Source organism: Pseudoalteromonas undina (assembly GCF_000238275.3).
In the GTDB taxonomy this organism is placed as follows: domain Bacteria; phylum Pseudomonadota; class Gammaproteobacteria; order Enterobacterales; family Alteromonadaceae; genus Pseudoalteromonas; species Pseudoalteromonas undina.
The window spans coordinates 72,006-88,391 of record NZ_AHCF03000003.1 but is presented as its reverse complement, the minus strand read 5'-3'; the positions used below and the strand labels follow the sequence as shown (position 1 = coordinate 88,391).

Genomic DNA, 16,386 nt, shown 5'->3' with positions numbered 1-16,386 from the left:
CTTCCAAAATTAAACCAATGCACGATTATAAATTATTCAGTAAATGACAATTTGATTTAGGACAATATATGAGCATCAGTTACCCATTAATTATTATTTATAATAATGAGATTGAGCTATTAGAGCATGCAGATGAGTTACATGATTTTATTTATACTATGGACGTGAATGAGCAGAAAAACGTGGTTATTTTAGATAAGGTAAGTGGCTATCAAGGTTTAAATGGCGATGCGCATAATGCACTCAGTGCAATACAATTAGCGCAATTGGTAAAGGAATATTTAGCAAAAGAAGGGCAATGTTGCCTCAGTAAAATAGAGCAGCTTACTCCTGAACAGGCATTTAGGTTACTCGCCGAAATCAACTAAGGCTTTAACGTGTGCAATCGCACTGCGCCCGAGGGCAGACAGTGAGTATCCTCCCTCTAGGTAAGAGATAATACCTAAGCAACCATGTTGTTGGCTAAATAGCGCTAACTGCTCAGTAAGCCATATATAATCACTTTCGACAAACTTTAAACTGGCCATATCATCTTCAAGGTGCGCATCAAATCCTGCACTTATGAAAAGTAGCTCAGGCTCAAATTCTGTTAATTTTGGTAGCCACTGCTGCTCATAAAGCGCTTTTAAATCAGCACCATCACTAGCAATAGGCAAAGGTGAATTTACCAACGTGGCGTTATTTTTAATGGCGGTATTTGGATAAAATGGATATTGAAATAACGAGCACAGCAACACATTTTCATCATCCATAAAAATATCTTGCGTGCCATTACCATGGTGTACATCAAAATCGATAATGGCAATACGTTTAACCCCTTTGCTTTGTGCATATTTAACCGCAATCGCAAGGTTGTTAAACACACAAAAACCAGAAGAGCTATCTCGGTTAGCGTGATGCCCTGGCGGGCGCACTGAGCAAAATGCAGCGTCTAACTTACCCTCTAAAACCTCATCAACAGCGAGTAACCCTGCACCTACTGCACGCTCAATTGCTTTCAATGAATCGGGGCATAACCAGGTATCGCCGTCCAAATCGCTAAGCCCTTCGGTTGGGATCATACTTTCTACATGCTTGATGTGTTGTTCACTATGCGCCAATAAATAGTGCTCACGCGAGGCCTTAGGCGCTTGTTTTTGCTCGATAGCGACATCCAGCCCACTTGCAAGTAGACGGTCGTTAATCGCATCCAAACGCTCAGGGCACTCTGGATGATCGTCAATCATTTTATGTTTACGGCAGTGGGGGTGAGAAATAATCGCAGTGCGCATAGCTAACTCCAAAAATAAGTTGCTTAACGAGTATAACAAAGCCACCTGAGGGTGGCTTTGCGACTTTGGTTGATACTAAACGACTATTTAACCAAGGTTCTAGTTATTTAGCTTTTAAGTCAAGGTTTCTAAAATCAAAGCTAAAATCGGTCACTTGCGTTGAAACTGCGTTCATTTTCGCTGATTCTACACGGTTATCTGCACTCATAGAAAAACGAATAAAGGCATCTGCCTCTAATAGCTTTTCATCCCATTTAACAATAAAGGTATTACCTGTGTAATGCTCCAACTCACCTTTGAGGCGCTTTGTATGGGTAAAATCAATGCGTAATTTACCATCTAACTCTTCAATTATTACATCGCCATACCAATCATCATGCAAAGTACCGGTGTAATTAATGGTTGGCAATGCCGGCTGGATATCTGCAGGCACTGATGGAGCCGCGTTAGCATAGGCTTTTTCTTTACCTGCAAAGTGCTTTTTAGCTAAATCTTCAACCCAGTCTTTATCTTCAAGCTCTAGTACATCTTCAAGTACTTCATGAGTCACCGCCGATAATGCAGAAAACGCTTGTTGGTTGCTTAATATCACAATTCCCACATTTTTCTCTGGCAAAAGAGTAACCTGCGATACCATACCTAAAATGCCACCACCATGTGCCAGCTTCTTAACGCCGTGGTAATCCTCTATACTCCAGCCTAATCCATAACCTCTAAATTGCTGATGATACGCTTCATAGGCACTTTTAGATGCCAGTGAGGTAATATGTGGGTGCCACATTTGTGCTTGCTGCTTTTCACTAAATAGCTGTTCGCCATTAGGCATTTTGCCACCAGCAAGTTGAGTACGAAGCCATTGGCTCATATCATTTACGCTTGATGCAATGGCTCCTGCCCCTCTAAAATCTTCAAGGTAATTAACAAAAAAGGGATGCAATTTACCGTCCATTGGGATGTGCCCAATTGCCCAGTTTTTGTTATTTTTAGCGATACGCGAAAAGCCAGCCCGTGAGTTGCTCATATTGAGCGGCTGTAAAATATTTTTTTCAATGTAGTCGTTCCAGCTCATCCCCGATATACGGGCAACAACTTCACCAGCGGTAACAAACATTAGATTGTTGTAAGCATATTGGCTACGAAAACTGCTCGCAGGTTTTAAATATTTCAGCCCCGATAAAATATCGGCTACCGATTTATCAGTACTTGGCCAAATCATTAAATCACCTTGACCAAGCCCTAAACCACTGCGATGGCTTAGCAAATCGCGAATTCGCATTTCACGGGTAACGTACGGGTCATGCAATCTAAATTCAGGGAGATGATCAATTACGCGATCATCCCAGCTTAATTTGCCTTCATCCACCAGCTTAGCCAGTGCTGCACTGGTAAATGCCTTGGTATTTGAAGCAATGCCAAATAAAGTGTCTTTATTCACCTTGCTATTTGTATTGAGGTTGGCAACACCAAAGCCTTTAGCAAATACTACTTTGTCATTTTCAACAATAGCAACGGCCATTCCGGGTACATCAAAACGTGTCATTGAGGTATTGATCACCTCTGCTATTTTATCGGTATCAACCGCTGCAGAGCTCGTGAACGCCCAGCCAACCAATAATGCGGCTGTGGCTAATTTTGTTAGTTTCATAGTGTTACCTTAGGTTATTATTTTTGTTTAATCTTGATGAACCGCAAATTCTATGTCGGCGCGCGCTTTATTCGTATCTTGCTTACTAGGATAAGCTAAAATACGTTGACTATAATGTTCTGGCACACCGGCCTCAAGCGCACCACGATATACATGCTGCACGTACCAATCATAAGGCAGCAGTGTGTCGTCATGTGTGTTTGCTATGTAGCAATGCACATTAATGTCATCGTCATCTAAAAGGCTCACGGTTAAATCAACACAGTCGTAATTAGGGCCTTCAATTTTATCTAAGATCTCTTTTTCGGCTTCATTAAGCTGATACACCACCCCATATACCACGGCATCGGGTTCGTTAGTGGGCACAATAGTGCATTTACCTGAACCATCAGCAAAGGCCATATTAAAGGTTAACTTATAGCCTTTTAAAAGCGCCGTACCCACACGTTTTGCGTTAGGTAAACGTGCCAATAAACGATTAGATGACATATTGGAGCCAAACGAAAAATTATATAACGCCATACTATTCCTTAGGGTCTATCAAATAACAACTCGCACAGCCAGTGCGATTAAAATAATGCCAATGCCACGATCGAACCAATAACCACTTTGCTGAAAAAAGTTTCGCACCCGTGCTTTTGATAACAATAGCGATAAAATAGAAAACCAAGCCCAAGTTGCTAGCGCCATATAAACGCCATACCCCACTTGCACTATTACTGGTGTAGTAGGACTAATCACTAAGGTAAACAGCGACATAAAAAATAGCGTAGCCTTAGGGTTTAATGCATTGGTAAAAAAACCACGGCGAAACGCATGCCATGATGACTCAGCTGCAAGGCTGGGTTTTGCAGTCTGTTCTGATGAGGTATTTGAAGGTTTGGCAGCGCGCAGCGCCTGCACACCTAAATACGCTAAATAAGCACCGGCTATATATTTAAGTGCCATAAACAACGAAGGCGATTGAGTTAAAACCAGCGCGACTCCCAACACGCAATAAGCTATGTGTAATAAAATAGCTGCACCTACACCTGCACTGGTCCACAGCGCATTATGCCTTCCATATTGTACGCTTTGCTTAAGTACCACAGCAAAATCGGGCCCGGGGCTGGCCACTGCAAAAAAGTGAGCAATGGCAATTAATAAAAACTCATCAATATAAACCATGGTTAACTGGCTTGCTCTGGCGAAAAAGCCAACAACAATGGATTAGCCGACTGGTTAACCAATGTTTTTATTTCTTTTTGCGCTTTTTTAAATTGGCCTCTTAAATGCGGTTTTAAATGTTTTTTAGAGTGTTTATCTTGCTTAAAGTAGCTTACTAACGCATGCATAAATACAGTATGGGTTTCACTGAGCGTGGCTTCGCGATTGGCATATGGGTTGTAACATGAGCCACAACCACCCTTAAACTGGTACACAGTATTGCTCATCATCACCCCAAAACCTAAAAAGCACGCTAAAGCATCCGTTGCTTGAGGTAAGTACGCTTTACCACCTGGGGGTAATACGCCTACATGATGAATTAAAATGGTAGCAAGAGTACCTGCAAAGCTAGCTACTAAATCTTGTGGTTGATTGATTTGGTTTGGGTTAAACGACACATTAATTGTATGGCTTGGTGGCACCATTAAATGGCAGTGCTCACCACGTAGATGCTCACTAAATTCAAAATGTGGAAACACCTGAGGTTGTAATTGTTGCGGTGCAACAAGTGTTATAGGCCACTCATCCATACCAGCATAGTGTTTAACACGCGCAAACACTTTACTGGCCATTTCTTCAATGCTTGAAACCGAATCAGGAAAAAACTCGACCGTTGGCAAAATAATTTGGCTGTGCTTAGTAAAAAAATTCAGGTCAAAGTTTTCTGCAGCCCAAATAAAGGTATCAACTAGCCACTGTTGTTCTTGTTCTGCCAATAAGGGTTTTGATTTAAATAGGGTTAACATAAACTATTCTTGCCCCTTCGCCCATTGCCATGCTTGTGTATTGTATAAAGGCACCGTAGAAAGCGCGTGATGATGACTACCTGTAGATTCTTTCGTTGAGTACGATAAATACAATAACGTATGGGTTTTAGCATCATAAATGCGACGAACTTTTAACGACTTAAACAAAATACTCTTAGATGATTTAAACACGACTTCACCCGACTTACTACGGTCAATAGACTGTAATTGGTCTGCGGTAATTGGCCCTGTTTGGCGACAAGCAATCGACATATCTGATGGGTCTGAAAAGTCTAAATTAGCCTCAATATGACTAATATGACAAGTAACCCCTGTAACAAGCGGATCTTGCTGAGAGTTAACCACCACATCTTTAGTGGTAAACAGCCCTAAACTCACTGAAGCAACATCATCAGAACACCCTGTAAGCCCTGCTAAACACGCAATTAGACTACCCATTTTGAGATACTTCATAGCAAGTCCTTCGTTCATAATAAAATTAAGTTATGCCTTATACTAAACGCTTTCACTGCGATAAAACAAATTTTATAAGTAATAAAAAAGGCACGCCCGAAGGAGTGCCTTTGCAAACAAATACAGCTAAAAATTATTAAAAGCTATATTGTGCACCTAGATAAACATAACGACCTGCACCGCCGCCGTAACGGCTATAGAAGTTCCCTCGACCACTTGGGTAAAATGCCCCTTTGTCGTCAAATACATTATTAATCCCGCCAAATACACGCAAGTCACTCTTATCAGTCAGTGCCATAGTGTAAGACGCTGATAAACTATGCTTTAAAAATGAACCGTAGTTTTGGTATGCCAGTGGCTCAGGGTTAGCAATACAACCTGCATCGCCCGCAGCACAGCGCTCATCATTTGCAGCAACATACTCAAGGTAGTCTTTCTCATCTTCTTGGCTTGCTTTAAATGCGCCTACGTAATTCGTACGCCAGCGGATACGTAAGTCATCCATTTTCCATACAATCGACATAGCCGCTTTATCTTTTGAACGGCCATAACCTGCATACTGTGAAGTAACACTGTTACCATCTAACCCTTCATAGGTTTGTGAGTTTTCAATAATGTGATTGTAATCAAGCTTAAATGACAAATTGCCATAGCTGCCTATGTCATATTTGTAAGTTGCAACTACATCGTAACCGCGCGCTGTTAACTCATCTAAGTTATATTCACGCTGAAGTATTTTTACAATGTTACCTTCGTCGTTACGGGTAATATCGTTACAATATTCGTTATCACTACCCCACGCAGCCTCTGAGTCATAACATTCACGCATGATGTTTTCGTTACTTATTTCATCAATTGCATCAACAATGGCAATGTCGTAGTAATCAACCGCTAAGTTAAAGCCATCTAAAAACTCAGGTGAAACAGTAATACCAAAGGTATAGGTATCGGCTGTTTCTTCTTTTAAGTTTGGATTACCCGTATTTGGTGAATAGTTATTGTCTTCACTTTCAAATTCAAAGTTAGGATCATCAGCCAGCTTTTGTGCCAAGGTTGGCTCTAAGCGACAGTTATCGTGCCCTGGGTTTGTTGATGTTGCAGTTAAGCCATCACAAATATCATCAAATGAATCAAAATCGCCGCGAGGGGGCGATAATAGCTCTGTAATAGTTGGGGCACGCTGTGCACGCGCATAGTTAGCACGTAGCATGTATCCATCAATTGGCTGCCACAATAATCCTAACTTATAACTGGCTACGGTGCTGATATTATCAATACTGTAATTTGCTAATCGTAGCGACGTTTCTGCCGACAAACTTTTAGCAAATGGCGCATCTTTTAGTATTGGCACTGCAAGCTCAGCAAACGCCTCATACACTTCTACTTCACCATAAAAAGAAGGCACAACGTTAAACGTAATACCGCCCGCTTTCATATCATCACTGGTATCTAAGCTTTGCGAGTCTTTACGATACTCTGCTCCAAATACTGCAGACACATTACCTGCTGGCAATTCATATAAGTCACCGGTGATATAACCCATTACCGTGTACTGTTGAATCTCAGTATCAATAATTGGATTTGTACGGATCCAGTCTGCCATGTCAGGGGTAATAGACCCTTCACCAAATAAATTAAGCGGGACACATCCTTGCGCTCGCGCTTCGGCGTCTTTACATTGAATAGTGCCATCGGCTAATTCTTCAGCTTGCAGAGCTTGGTTGACACGTACCGTGTTTAGCTCGTTACTGCGGATTTGATGCTGTTTAAATTGACCATATCCGGCAGAAATATCCCAATCCCATGTATCATCAAACATCATACCTTGCAGGCCAGCCCAGGTACGAATAGTCGTACGGTTGTTATCGGTGCTGATATTACCTACTTCACCAAAACGACGATCCCAATAAATACGGTCTTTGTATGGGTTACTGTCAATAATTTCTTGTGGCACATATGGGTTATCAATAGGAATATAACCTGGCGCAATATCATCGATAGGATCCCCTGTCACTGGGTCGTAGCGAGGTACGTAAGCCCCTTCGTATTCATCTTCTGGTGACTTATCGTTAAACGAGCCACTCTTACTGTAATGAATTTGGAAATAACTCATGATGTCGTCTGTTACATCATAATCGACTTTTATTGCAGTCGAAAAGTTATCACTCGGCACATCAAGCATAACGTACTGCTGTGAATTAATACCATAAATTTCTTCATTGCCTTTCCAATCATCACGTAGCGTTTGACCGTCGTACCAAAACTGAGTGTCGTTATTATTATTCTCTAAAAATACACCACCTAAGGTACCATCGCTTTTGCTTGCCCAATCAGCTTGTGTAATACCACTCATACACTGATAGCCATCAGCAGTGTACATTTGATTACACATCAGCTCATCATCGTAACTATGCGCCGCTTCTATTTGCGCTCGGTCGCGATCGTAAAAGGTCATACCAAAATCACGATCCCAGTTTGAGCTGACAAATACATAACCGCGATCATCAGCAAATGACGTTCCGTAGTTTAAATCAAGCGTAAATTCGCGACCGCCACCATCGGTTGTTTCACCGCCTCGGGCTTGAAATTCAAAACCTTCTTTTTTTGACTGAGTAATAATATTAACAACACCGGCTACCGCATCGGCACCATAAGTGGCCGACGCACCACCACTGATAATTTCAACGCGCTCTACCATGCCACTTGGAATGGTATTTAAACTAACATAATTACCACCGTAACTATTAGAGACAACACGGCGGCCATCAATCAATGTCAACGTTCTATTAGCGCCTAAGTCACGAAGCTGGACTGTTGATAAACCAGTACCCGAAATGCTTGATTGGCTGGTTGTGTTGCCAATACTTTGGCTCAGTGCAGGCATATTATCGATTAATACATCTGAAAGATTGCCTAAGCCTGTATCCTGAATTGATGCTCTGTCCATGGTAACCAGCGGAGTTGTGACCGAAAAACTATCACGCTTTAAACGCGAGCCTGTTACTGTTATTTTCTCTGGTACTTCTTGTACCACTTCTTCGCTTGCCTTAGCAGTTGATTGACGATCAATTGCCTCGTCATTTGCTATTACATGCCCAGATAGACTCGCTGTTATAGCCAAAGCTAAAGCGCATTTTTTGGTTGATATTTTACTCACAGACTTCCCTCATTTTTTATTATCCCATTAGTAGCTTTTTTATTAACTTTTTAGTTATTAAATCTGTTTTGTACTAATTGGTTTGTTTTACTAATAACAGGTTGTAAGTAATCGTGAATAAAAGCACAATGAGAGGTGTCTCGTTTATATCCCTATTTTACATCTATTTAATATCTATTTATTTATAATCATGGACTTATATTTATTGTGTTAGAATGTTGTAAAATTGAATATTAACTAATTATCGTGTTACTTTGCATTAAACAACACGTACAAACATCGCTAATAACTCATACTAGGAAGAGGTTTAAATACACATACTATGAATACTCAACAGCCTTTTTCAATTGGAAATTGCCAAATATCGGCGTTTGAAAATAAGCTGTTTTGTGCTGATAAAGCCTGTATTTTACAACCTAAATTTATAGAGCTGCTGACCTACTTAGTAGCGTGTTATCCAAATGCGGTGAGTCGCGAACAACTAATCGAAAACGTATGGGATGGTAATCAATATGTGGGTGAGAAAGCGCTCACTAATGCCATATGGCACCTTCGTAAAAGCTTTAAAGAGCTTGACCCCGACAACACCTACATAGAAACACTGCGTAAAACAGGTTATCGCTTAGTGCAAAAACCAATAATGCCAAACGCGCAGAACAGTATTAATACATCCTCTACTCGCCCTAAATATATTTTCGCTGTAGTCATGGCTATCGTGGTCTTGTTATTCGCTGGAGTCTGGGGTTACAACGCTTTTAGCGATGAAAATAAGCCTCTTGCGCTATCGCAACAAGCAGAGCGCTTATACGATCATGTTGAAACCATTACTACCAGCCCTGGACGAGAGCTATTCCCTGCTATATCCAGCGACAGTCACTTTTTAGCATATTCTTGGCGCCGCCCTGGTCATAAAGCAAATTTATACTTACGTGATTTACATTTACCCGAACAAGCTGCAATAGCACTTACCGACACCCCATTCATTGAAGGGCGAGCGGTATTTAGCTCTGACTTAACCTTTATTTATTATTATCGCCGTATATCTGGTCAAGGCTGTGAGGTTATTCAGCAAAATATTGCCTCGGGAAATACCACTATTTTAGGGAAGTGTGGTAACAAAGCGAGTACCGATATAGACATAAATGCCCTAGGCACTAAACTGGTTTATATTAGTGAAGATGATGAAAATAATCTGACTCAACTTAACCTTGTTGATTTAACCTCATCGCCATACACAATTACTCAAATACCTTGTATTTCAGCATGCCAATATAGCGATGAGTCGGTTGTGTTCTCCCCAGATGCAACTCAACTTGTAGTATCTCGTAACTTACCAACGGGGTTTGAAGAATTATTTTTAATCGATATAAAAACAGGCAATGCAAAGCAGTTAACTACTGGGTTTATTGATATGAGAGGCGTTGATTGGCACCCCTCTAAGGCGCAACTCGTTTTTTCTGGTGTAAAAAAAGGTAAACGCCAAGGGTACTTTTACAACCTTAAAACACAACAAATGATCAATGCCCGCATAGATGGCTTAAGCTACCCAGAATTTGCCAGTGATGGCAGTTTGTATTTTCATCAGTGGAATATAGACTCGGCTTTAATGCGTTTAGAGGTTAATAATGCGGTTGTAAGCTCTCCTTTCCCTGTATTATCGAGCCATTTTAGTACCCGCTTTCCTAATTACAATAAAACCAGAAACAAACTCGCGTTTGTCTCTAATGAGTCGGGCTCAATGGAGTTGTGGACCGCAAAAAAAGACGGTACATCTCGAAAGCAGCTCACTAATCTCAATGCCAATATTTACCACCCAGTATGGTCGCCTGATGGTGATTATATTGCTTTTGTTGCCTCGCACCCTAGTGGTCATGCGTTATACCTGTATGACTTTAATAAACAAACCAGTGAATTATTACCTACGGGCTTTAGCGATCATGGTAAACCGAGCTGGGCTGCAGACAGTAAAAGCGTATTAGTCTCTGATGATCAGCACGTGTATCGCTTCGATTTAAATGGTAATAAACTCGAACAAGCCATAGATTCACCAACATTATATGCTTATGAAAACAAGCAAGGCGCTTTAGTTTTTGCCAACCAAGCAACTAATCAATTATGGATCAAAGATCCTGATAGCCAAACTGAGCAACCACTGGTTAGCGAAATTAATTTATCTAATCATAATTCGTGGTACTTTTTTGAAGGCGACACCTTAGCGACATCGCGTATTTACTATTTTAATGTAAAACAAGGTGATTACCGTTTGAGTTATTACGACTTCTCAACCAAAAGCCATCATGACGTTATACGCCTTCCCGAACGCGCATTTAGTCGTACCTCTGGCTTAACCTATATTTCAAATACCAACTGGCTGGTATACTCTTCGTATAAGTCACCACAAATTGACATAAAACGTATCAACCATCAATATTTGCCCTAAAAGCAACAGCCTGAACTATGCTAAGCCAAATTTTTAAAAATTAAGCTCTATAGGGTTAGCGTGTACAAACCCGTTTGGTATAATTAAACAAACCAATCTAAAGAGGATACGCTAAATGCCACACGTTATTATTGAACACTCAGAAGATCTGCCTTTATTACCTCAGGTTCTAGTGGAAAAAATCCACACAACAACATTTGAAAGTGGCTTATTTGATTTAGAAACAATAAAAACTCGTGCTATTGCGTATCAACATTACCAATTAGGTGTGGGTAAAGAAGGGTTTATTCATATTGCTGTACATATTATGGCTGGGCGCTCTATTGAGCAAAAGCAAAAGCTAAGTGAGCAGTTACTAGCGTGCCTACAAACATATTGCAGAGCCTCTGATAGCTTAAGCGTTAATATTTACGAAATGAATCACGAGATTTATCGTAAAAATTAACGGCTATTAAAACATCATAGTTATAGGCAAGTGCTCTATAACTATGATGGTATCCCCGCTCTGCTAATTTTTATAAAACCGCGCTTAAAGCGTAAACTTACCTAGTAAATCCCTTAAAATATTCGACTCTTTATTTAAACCATTACAAAGCTGCTCTGACTTTTTCATATTTTCTTTGGTTTGCTCTGCCGAGTCGGAGATCATTACAATATTTTGGCTAATTTCTGAGGTTGCTAAAGTTTGCTCTCGCGTTGCTGTAGCCACTGAGTTATTTAACTCGCTTAACAGTACAATTTCCTGTGAAATACCATTTAATGTATGGCCTGTTTCTTTTAATCGTTCGGCATTTTCTAAAGTGTTTTTGCTGCCCAATTCAATCGCAGTTACCGTGCTTGAAGCTTTAGCATTTAACGAAGCAATCATCTCATTAATTTGCTCTGTAGACTCCGCAGTACGCTGTGCAAGCGTTCTCACTTCATCAGCAACTACTGCAAAGCCACGCCCTTGCTCTCCAGCTCTCGCCGCTTCAATTGCCGCATTTAACGCCAATAAGTTAGTTTGCTCAGAAATCCCTTTAATGACATCCAATACATGAGAAATTGATTTAATCTCTGTCGAGAGCTCTAACACCGAAGCCACAGAATTGGCCATCGATGCTTCTAACTGTTCCATTTGTTTAATTGTGCTTTGCACAAAACCAACGCCTTTATGCGTCGTTTCTTCGGTTTTAGTCGCAATATCTGCCGCATTGCTGGCACTGCCAGAAATATCCTGAACCGTAACTTCCATCTCATTAACCGCTGCCGCCACCGTTTGTGTACTCGATGACTGTACCTCAGCTAAATTAGCTGCTCCTTGTACTTGCTCAAGTACATCTTGGGAAATACCTTTAACATGAATTGCCGACTCAGAGACCTGTTTAAACATATAATGTAACTGCTCTAAAAACAGATTAAACTTAATCGCCAAATCTGAAATTTCATTATTATCGTCAGTAGGAAGTCGCGCTGTTAAATCGCCATCTTTTTCTGTTAACGCATTCACTGCTGAAGTAATGTTTTCGATTGGCCTAAATATTTGCCCTACCAACACGCGTGCTGACGCTAAACCGACAAGAGCAATAATTACACCAAAAATGATATTAGTATTAATAGCACTATTAATTGGGCCATATAATTGCTCTTGGGGAATTTCAGCAACTAGATGCCAACCTAATGAGTTTACAGGCGTACTTGATACAACATAGTCATCACCATCAATTACTTTACTTTGAATTGCCCCATTTTTAATCGGCGTCAAGTCAACAGATTGCCCTATTTTAGTTTTATTACCATGCAGCATAATCTCGCCACTACCAGAGACCAAATAAACAATGCCGCCCTCACCTATCCTATATTCACTTATGAGATCCACCATAGAATCGAGCGAACGGCCAATTCCGGCAATTCCTTGTCGTTGCCCATCAAGCTCAATGGCATAATTAATAAATACCATCACCTCAGAGCTGCCTTTATCTATGTCGAGCGCTACTTCAAATGGTCTATCCGATGCTAAAAAAGCATCAAACCAAGTATCACTACTATCTATTTGCCTGGAAATACCCTCATCGGTGTAATAGTTACGGGAGTTTTTAGAAATAATATATGCGTTACTGGCTTGGTTTTTATTTTTTATATGTTTGAGGTAATCAATAAATTTACCTCGACTTTGCGCATCTTCATTATTATTCATCCATTGCTGCACAAATAAGTTTTGCGCTATTTCTTTGCCTACAACAATAGGTGTAGAAAGTTCCAGCTCTATTTGGCTTTTAACTTCACTAAGCGCAGTCGGTAAATCTACTTTTGCTAGTTTTTCTTCTGTATTTGAGCGAATACTATTGGAAAAGATTAGAGTAGATATTGCTAAAGGAGCAACAACAGCCAGAATAAGGCTGAGGTATACTTTTCGTTTTAATAACATAGAGCACCTAAGGGGTAACTAAGCAGTATTTTATATACCGCAGACAATTAACAGTAGCGACATTAAAGGGCATAAAGTAAAGATTTTTATAATAAAACCCCATAACACTTTAATAGTAGATTCAACTGTGTTTATTGCAATGTATTCAATAGAATTAATAAAAAAATCAGTGTACTGGTGAAAATACGATAGAAATAACAAAAGCGAATTTTATAAACTAGGAAAATGAGTTTTTATTTACTTGGAAAGCTTTGAAAAGTGGTGGCCCCTCCCAGACTCGAACTGGGGACCTAACGATTATGAGTCGTGTGCTCTAACCAACTGAGCTAAGGGGCCATCTTTGTATAACTGTAAGCAGTTAATTTTTGAAGCGTTTAGCCACAGAGCGACTAAAGCGGGTTGCAGTATAAAAAGTTTTTAGGGGCTTGTCACTAGCAAAAAGCTTTATTTTAACAATCAAAGGGCCAACTGCTCAAATAGTAAGCTTTTAGATTTATTGATGATGACTTCGAAGAAACGAACTCATTAAATAATAGTAGTCTGAGTAACTAATACACATACCTTACGATGGCAATTAGCAACTCAGTATTAAATGTATTACTGCGATATGGTGTTATTTTTTGGCGATAATATAAATCGCATGAATTAATCCTGGGAAATAGCCGAGCAAGGTTAGCAGAATATTTAACCAAAAGTGCATCCCTAGCCCCACCTGTAAAAATACACCCAGTGGTGGTAATAAAATAGAAAAAATAATCCTGATAATATCCATAATTTAACCCTTCTAACGTTAGCAAAGCAAAAAGCCCAGCAAGGCTGGGCTTTTAGTATAGTGTATTATTCTGCAATAACAGTTAATTCATCAACTACTTTGCGAACATCTTCAGCGTTCTTAGCAATTTCCATCGCTAATTGCTTTTCAGCATCAGACTCAACTGAACCTTTAAGAGTTACTACACCATTATCGGTATCAACATCAATGTCTGTACCACCTACTTCAGAATCAAATAAGTAACGCGTTGTGATGACTGTTGTGATTTTGGCATCGGTTAAATCACTTTCGGTACCGTTACCCATCATTTTAGAATCATGCTTCTTCATGTCGGTGTTTTTTACCACAGTTAGACTGTTTTCAACATCAGTTACACCATCTAGGCTTAGCACGAGTTCTTCAGCAAGTTCTTTATCTACATCGCTGTTTACTTTACCTGTTAGCATTACCTTGCCGTTTTTTACGTCCGTGTTGATATCAAAGTTGTTTAGATTGGTGTTCATCAGCAGTACTGTTTCTGCCTTTCCATCAATCCAAGCATCTTTACTTTCGTTTTCCCAGCTGCTTGCTTGAGCGCCCATTGCGGTTGTTCCTAATACTAGGGCTGCAATCATAGACTTATTAAATGTTTTCATAATCGTTCTCCTTTTGATTAAAGACACTTGAACTAATGCGAACATCGGGCCAACTATTTTTACACTTAAATTTCAATGGTTTAAATTAAAACTACCGATACTGACTTAAACCTACGAAGTAAACATTTACAGACCATTGCGTAAAACTTTCTCGAATAGCGAAACTTACTAAATAATTGTATATTTGGTTAATCTGTCGTTAATATAATAAAGGATGAAAAAACAAAAAAACATAAGCCAATGATTTTAAATGAATTATTATTTGGTATAAGGCTTGCTTTGAACTAGCCAGCAACCTTAAAAGGATAATTTAAATGTCTGTTAAAATTGAAGACCGCCCTATCGAGCAAGTTCGTGAGCAAGTAATTGATCAACTCATTTATAATTACAGCCATGGTGTCATTTCTGTAGAAGCATTTGAGAGGCGCTTAGACGATGCAATGGCAGCGAGTGACAATAGCGCGCTTATGGCCCTTGTTGAAGATTTAACCTTAATTACTGACCAGCAATATAAGGCACAAAAGCACTCGCAGTTTGCACCTAATTATAGTGCGCAGCATGAGACTGATGAAGAGCCACTTACATTAAGAAGCATTCTTGGTTCAAGTGAACGAAGCGGCCAATGGGTGGTGCCTCAAAACATTTATATAGAAAACTACATGGGGTCAATCAATCTTGATTTTACGGATGCTATTTTTACCCACCAACATGTCACTATTCACGTTAATTGTTACTTTGGCAGCGAAGAAATATATGTACCTGAGCACGTTAATGTAGTTTCTAAAATGTTTTGTATTTTAGGCAGTTTTGAAAATAAAACAGTTTCACTCAATAAACGCCAAGCGCCAACGATTCAAATTGAAGGAAAAACTGTTTTAGGCTCTGTGGAAGTTAAAGTTAAGCGCACTATTAAAGAAAAATTTATTAGCTTTGCAAATGATCTAAAAACTCAACTTGGTATGAATGGTAAACATTATTAAATATGCTAAACATTTGATGAAGCCAAAATAGTTGGCTTCATTCATATTATAAGTCGTTATTTCGCTCACTAGGTACATCACTCATATACTCTACAAACTCAACCTCAAACCCTGCGGGATCAATATAATAAATGTTCTTTCTAAATGGATTTACAGCGCCTTGCTTACTTATTGCAAAGCCCGCATGCTTTAAGCGCGCTATTACTTCATTTAAGTTATTGGTTACATAGGCAAAGTGTGCCAAGCCAATTTGATGCCCTGATAAGTCACGATTTTTCCCTTCACCGTGATCGCTTATAGCAATATATTGATCGTTATCACCAAAATGTACCCAGCGCCTTGCTTTACCATACCAGGTTCCTTCTCCCTCACTTCTAATTGACCAATAGGGAAACGCTGCTTGGTAAAACTTAAGCATGGCGTCTATATCACTGACAACTAAATTTACGTGTTCTAATTTCATAATTTTCTTCCTGTTAATTGAATATAGAACATCATAAAACCTCAAGCTCACTTTAGGTAAAGCGCTAATTTACAAATTTATTGCTTGTTTTTATTTCGATAAATATATCGAAAGATCATACCTGTACAAAAAACACTCACAAGTATTTAGGCTTTATGGTTTACTTTATGGCAAAAACCGCTAAAATACG

At 39.6% G+C, this 16,386-nt stretch carries 15 protein-coding genes and 1 tRNA gene; 4 read left to right on the top strand and 12 right to left on the bottom strand.

Annotation, left to right across the window (positions count from 1 at the left end; translation table 11 throughout):
• Nucleotides 1–68 precede the first annotated feature (68 nt).
• A complete protein-coding gene (locus PUND_RS04005; protein WP_010391771.1) occupies nucleotides 69–368 on the top strand; it encodes a DUF4144 family protein in 300 nt (99 codons plus the stop codon).
• Here the strand turns inward: PUND_RS04005 and PUND_RS04000 are convergent.
• The 7 genes from PUND_RS04000 to PUND_RS03970 form a co-directional block, all read right to left on the bottom strand.
• On the bottom strand, nucleotides 348–1,271 hold the full coding sequence (locus PUND_RS04000; protein WP_010391769.1) for a histone deacetylase family protein: 924 nt from the start codon (nucleotides 1,269–1,271) through the stop codon (nucleotides 348–350). The two genes, PUND_RS04005 and PUND_RS04000, sit on opposite strands and share 21 nt — an antisense overlap.
• 103 nt (nucleotides 1,272–1,374) lie before the next feature.
• Nucleotides 1,375–2,916, bottom strand: a complete 1,542-nt coding sequence (locus PUND_RS03995) for a serine hydrolase (protein WP_010391768.1) — start codon at nucleotides 2,914–2,916, stop codon at nucleotides 1,375–1,377.
• A gap of 27 nt (nucleotides 2,917–2,943) precedes the next feature.
• Entirely contained in the window at nucleotides 2,944–3,438 is a 495-nt protein-coding gene (locus PUND_RS03990; protein ID WP_010391767.1) for a gamma-glutamylcyclotransferase family protein, read from the bottom strand.
• A gap of 18 nt (nucleotides 3,439–3,456) precedes the next feature.
• Nucleotides 3,457–4,083: a LysE family translocator gene (locus PUND_RS03985; RefSeq protein ID WP_010391766.1), complete on the bottom strand. Its 627-nt coding sequence runs from the start codon at nucleotides 4,081–4,083 to the stop codon at nucleotides 3,457–3,459.
• A 2-nt stretch (nucleotides 4,084–4,085) separates the two neighbouring features.
• Nucleotides 4,086–4,868, bottom strand: a complete 783-nt coding sequence (locus PUND_RS03980) for a hypothetical protein (RefSeq protein ID WP_010391765.1) — start codon at nucleotides 4,866–4,868, stop codon at nucleotides 4,086–4,088.
• 3 nt (nucleotides 4,869–4,871) lie between these two features.
• Nucleotides 4,872–5,342, bottom strand: coding sequence for a CreA family protein (locus PUND_RS03975; RefSeq protein ID WP_041708852.1), 471 nt, complete (start codon nucleotides 5,340–5,342; stop codon nucleotides 4,872–4,874).
• A gap of 136 nt (nucleotides 5,343–5,478) precedes the next feature.
• Entirely contained in the window at nucleotides 5,479–8,499 is a 3,021-nt protein-coding gene (locus tag PUND_RS03970; RefSeq protein ID WP_010391761.1) for a TonB-dependent receptor domain-containing protein, read from the bottom strand.
• Nucleotides 8,500–8,821: 322 nt separating this feature from the next.
• Between PUND_RS03970 and PUND_RS03965 the strand changes: the two genes are divergently transcribed.
• Nucleotides 8,822–10,939 (top strand): winged helix-turn-helix domain-containing protein, encoded by a 2,118-nt coding sequence (locus PUND_RS03965; RefSeq protein ID WP_010391759.1) that lies wholly within the window; start codon nucleotides 8,822–8,824, stop codon nucleotides 10,937–10,939.
• A gap of 115 nt (nucleotides 10,940–11,054) precedes the next feature.
• Entirely contained in the window at nucleotides 11,055–11,384 is a 330-nt protein-coding gene (locus tag PUND_RS03960) for a 5-carboxymethyl-2-hydroxymuconate Delta-isomerase (RefSeq protein ID WP_010391758.1), read from the top strand.
• Between the two features lie 84 nt (nucleotides 11,385–11,468).
• On the opposite strand, the gene PUND_RS03955 is transcribed toward PUND_RS03960, so the two are convergent.
• The 4 genes from PUND_RS03955 to PUND_RS03940 form a co-directional block, all read right to left on the bottom strand.
• The gene (locus PUND_RS03955; protein ID WP_010391757.1) at nucleotides 11,469–13,346 is read right to left on the bottom strand and encodes a methyl-accepting chemotaxis protein; all 1,878 of its coding nucleotides are present in this window, start codon (nucleotides 13,344–13,346) and stop codon (nucleotides 11,469–11,471) included.
• Between the two features lie 259 nt (nucleotides 13,347–13,605).
• Nucleotides 13,606–13,682, bottom strand: a tRNA-Ile gene (locus tag PUND_RS03950).
• Between the two features lie 277 nt (nucleotides 13,683–13,959).
• Nucleotides 13,960–14,118 carry a YqaE/Pmp3 family membrane protein gene (locus tag PUND_RS03945; protein WP_008466367.1) on the bottom strand — a complete coding sequence of 53 codons (159 nt, stop codon included), beginning with the start codon at nucleotides 14,116–14,118 and terminating at the stop codon, nucleotides 13,960–13,962.
• A gap of 65 nt (nucleotides 14,119–14,183) precedes the next feature.
• A complete protein-coding gene (locus PUND_RS03940) occupies nucleotides 14,184–14,753 on the bottom strand; it encodes a BON domain-containing protein (RefSeq protein ID WP_010391756.1) in 570 nt (189 codons plus the stop codon).
• A 314-nt stretch (nucleotides 14,754–15,067) separates the two neighbouring features.
• Between PUND_RS03940 and PUND_RS03935 the strand changes: the two genes are divergently transcribed.
• Complete coding sequence (locus PUND_RS03935; RefSeq protein WP_010391755.1) at nucleotides 15,068–15,733, top strand: DUF1707 SHOCT-like domain-containing protein; 666 nt, start codon at nucleotides 15,068–15,070, stop codon at nucleotides 15,731–15,733.
• A gap of 46 nt (nucleotides 15,734–15,779) precedes the next feature.
• Here the strand turns inward: PUND_RS03935 and PUND_RS03930 are convergent, their stop codons facing one another.
• The gene (locus PUND_RS03930) at nucleotides 15,780–16,196 is read right to left on the bottom strand and encodes a VOC family protein (protein ID WP_010391753.1); all 417 of its coding nucleotides are present in this window, start codon (nucleotides 16,194–16,196) and stop codon (nucleotides 15,780–15,782) included.
• Nucleotides 16,197–16,386: the final 190 nt, after the last annotated feature.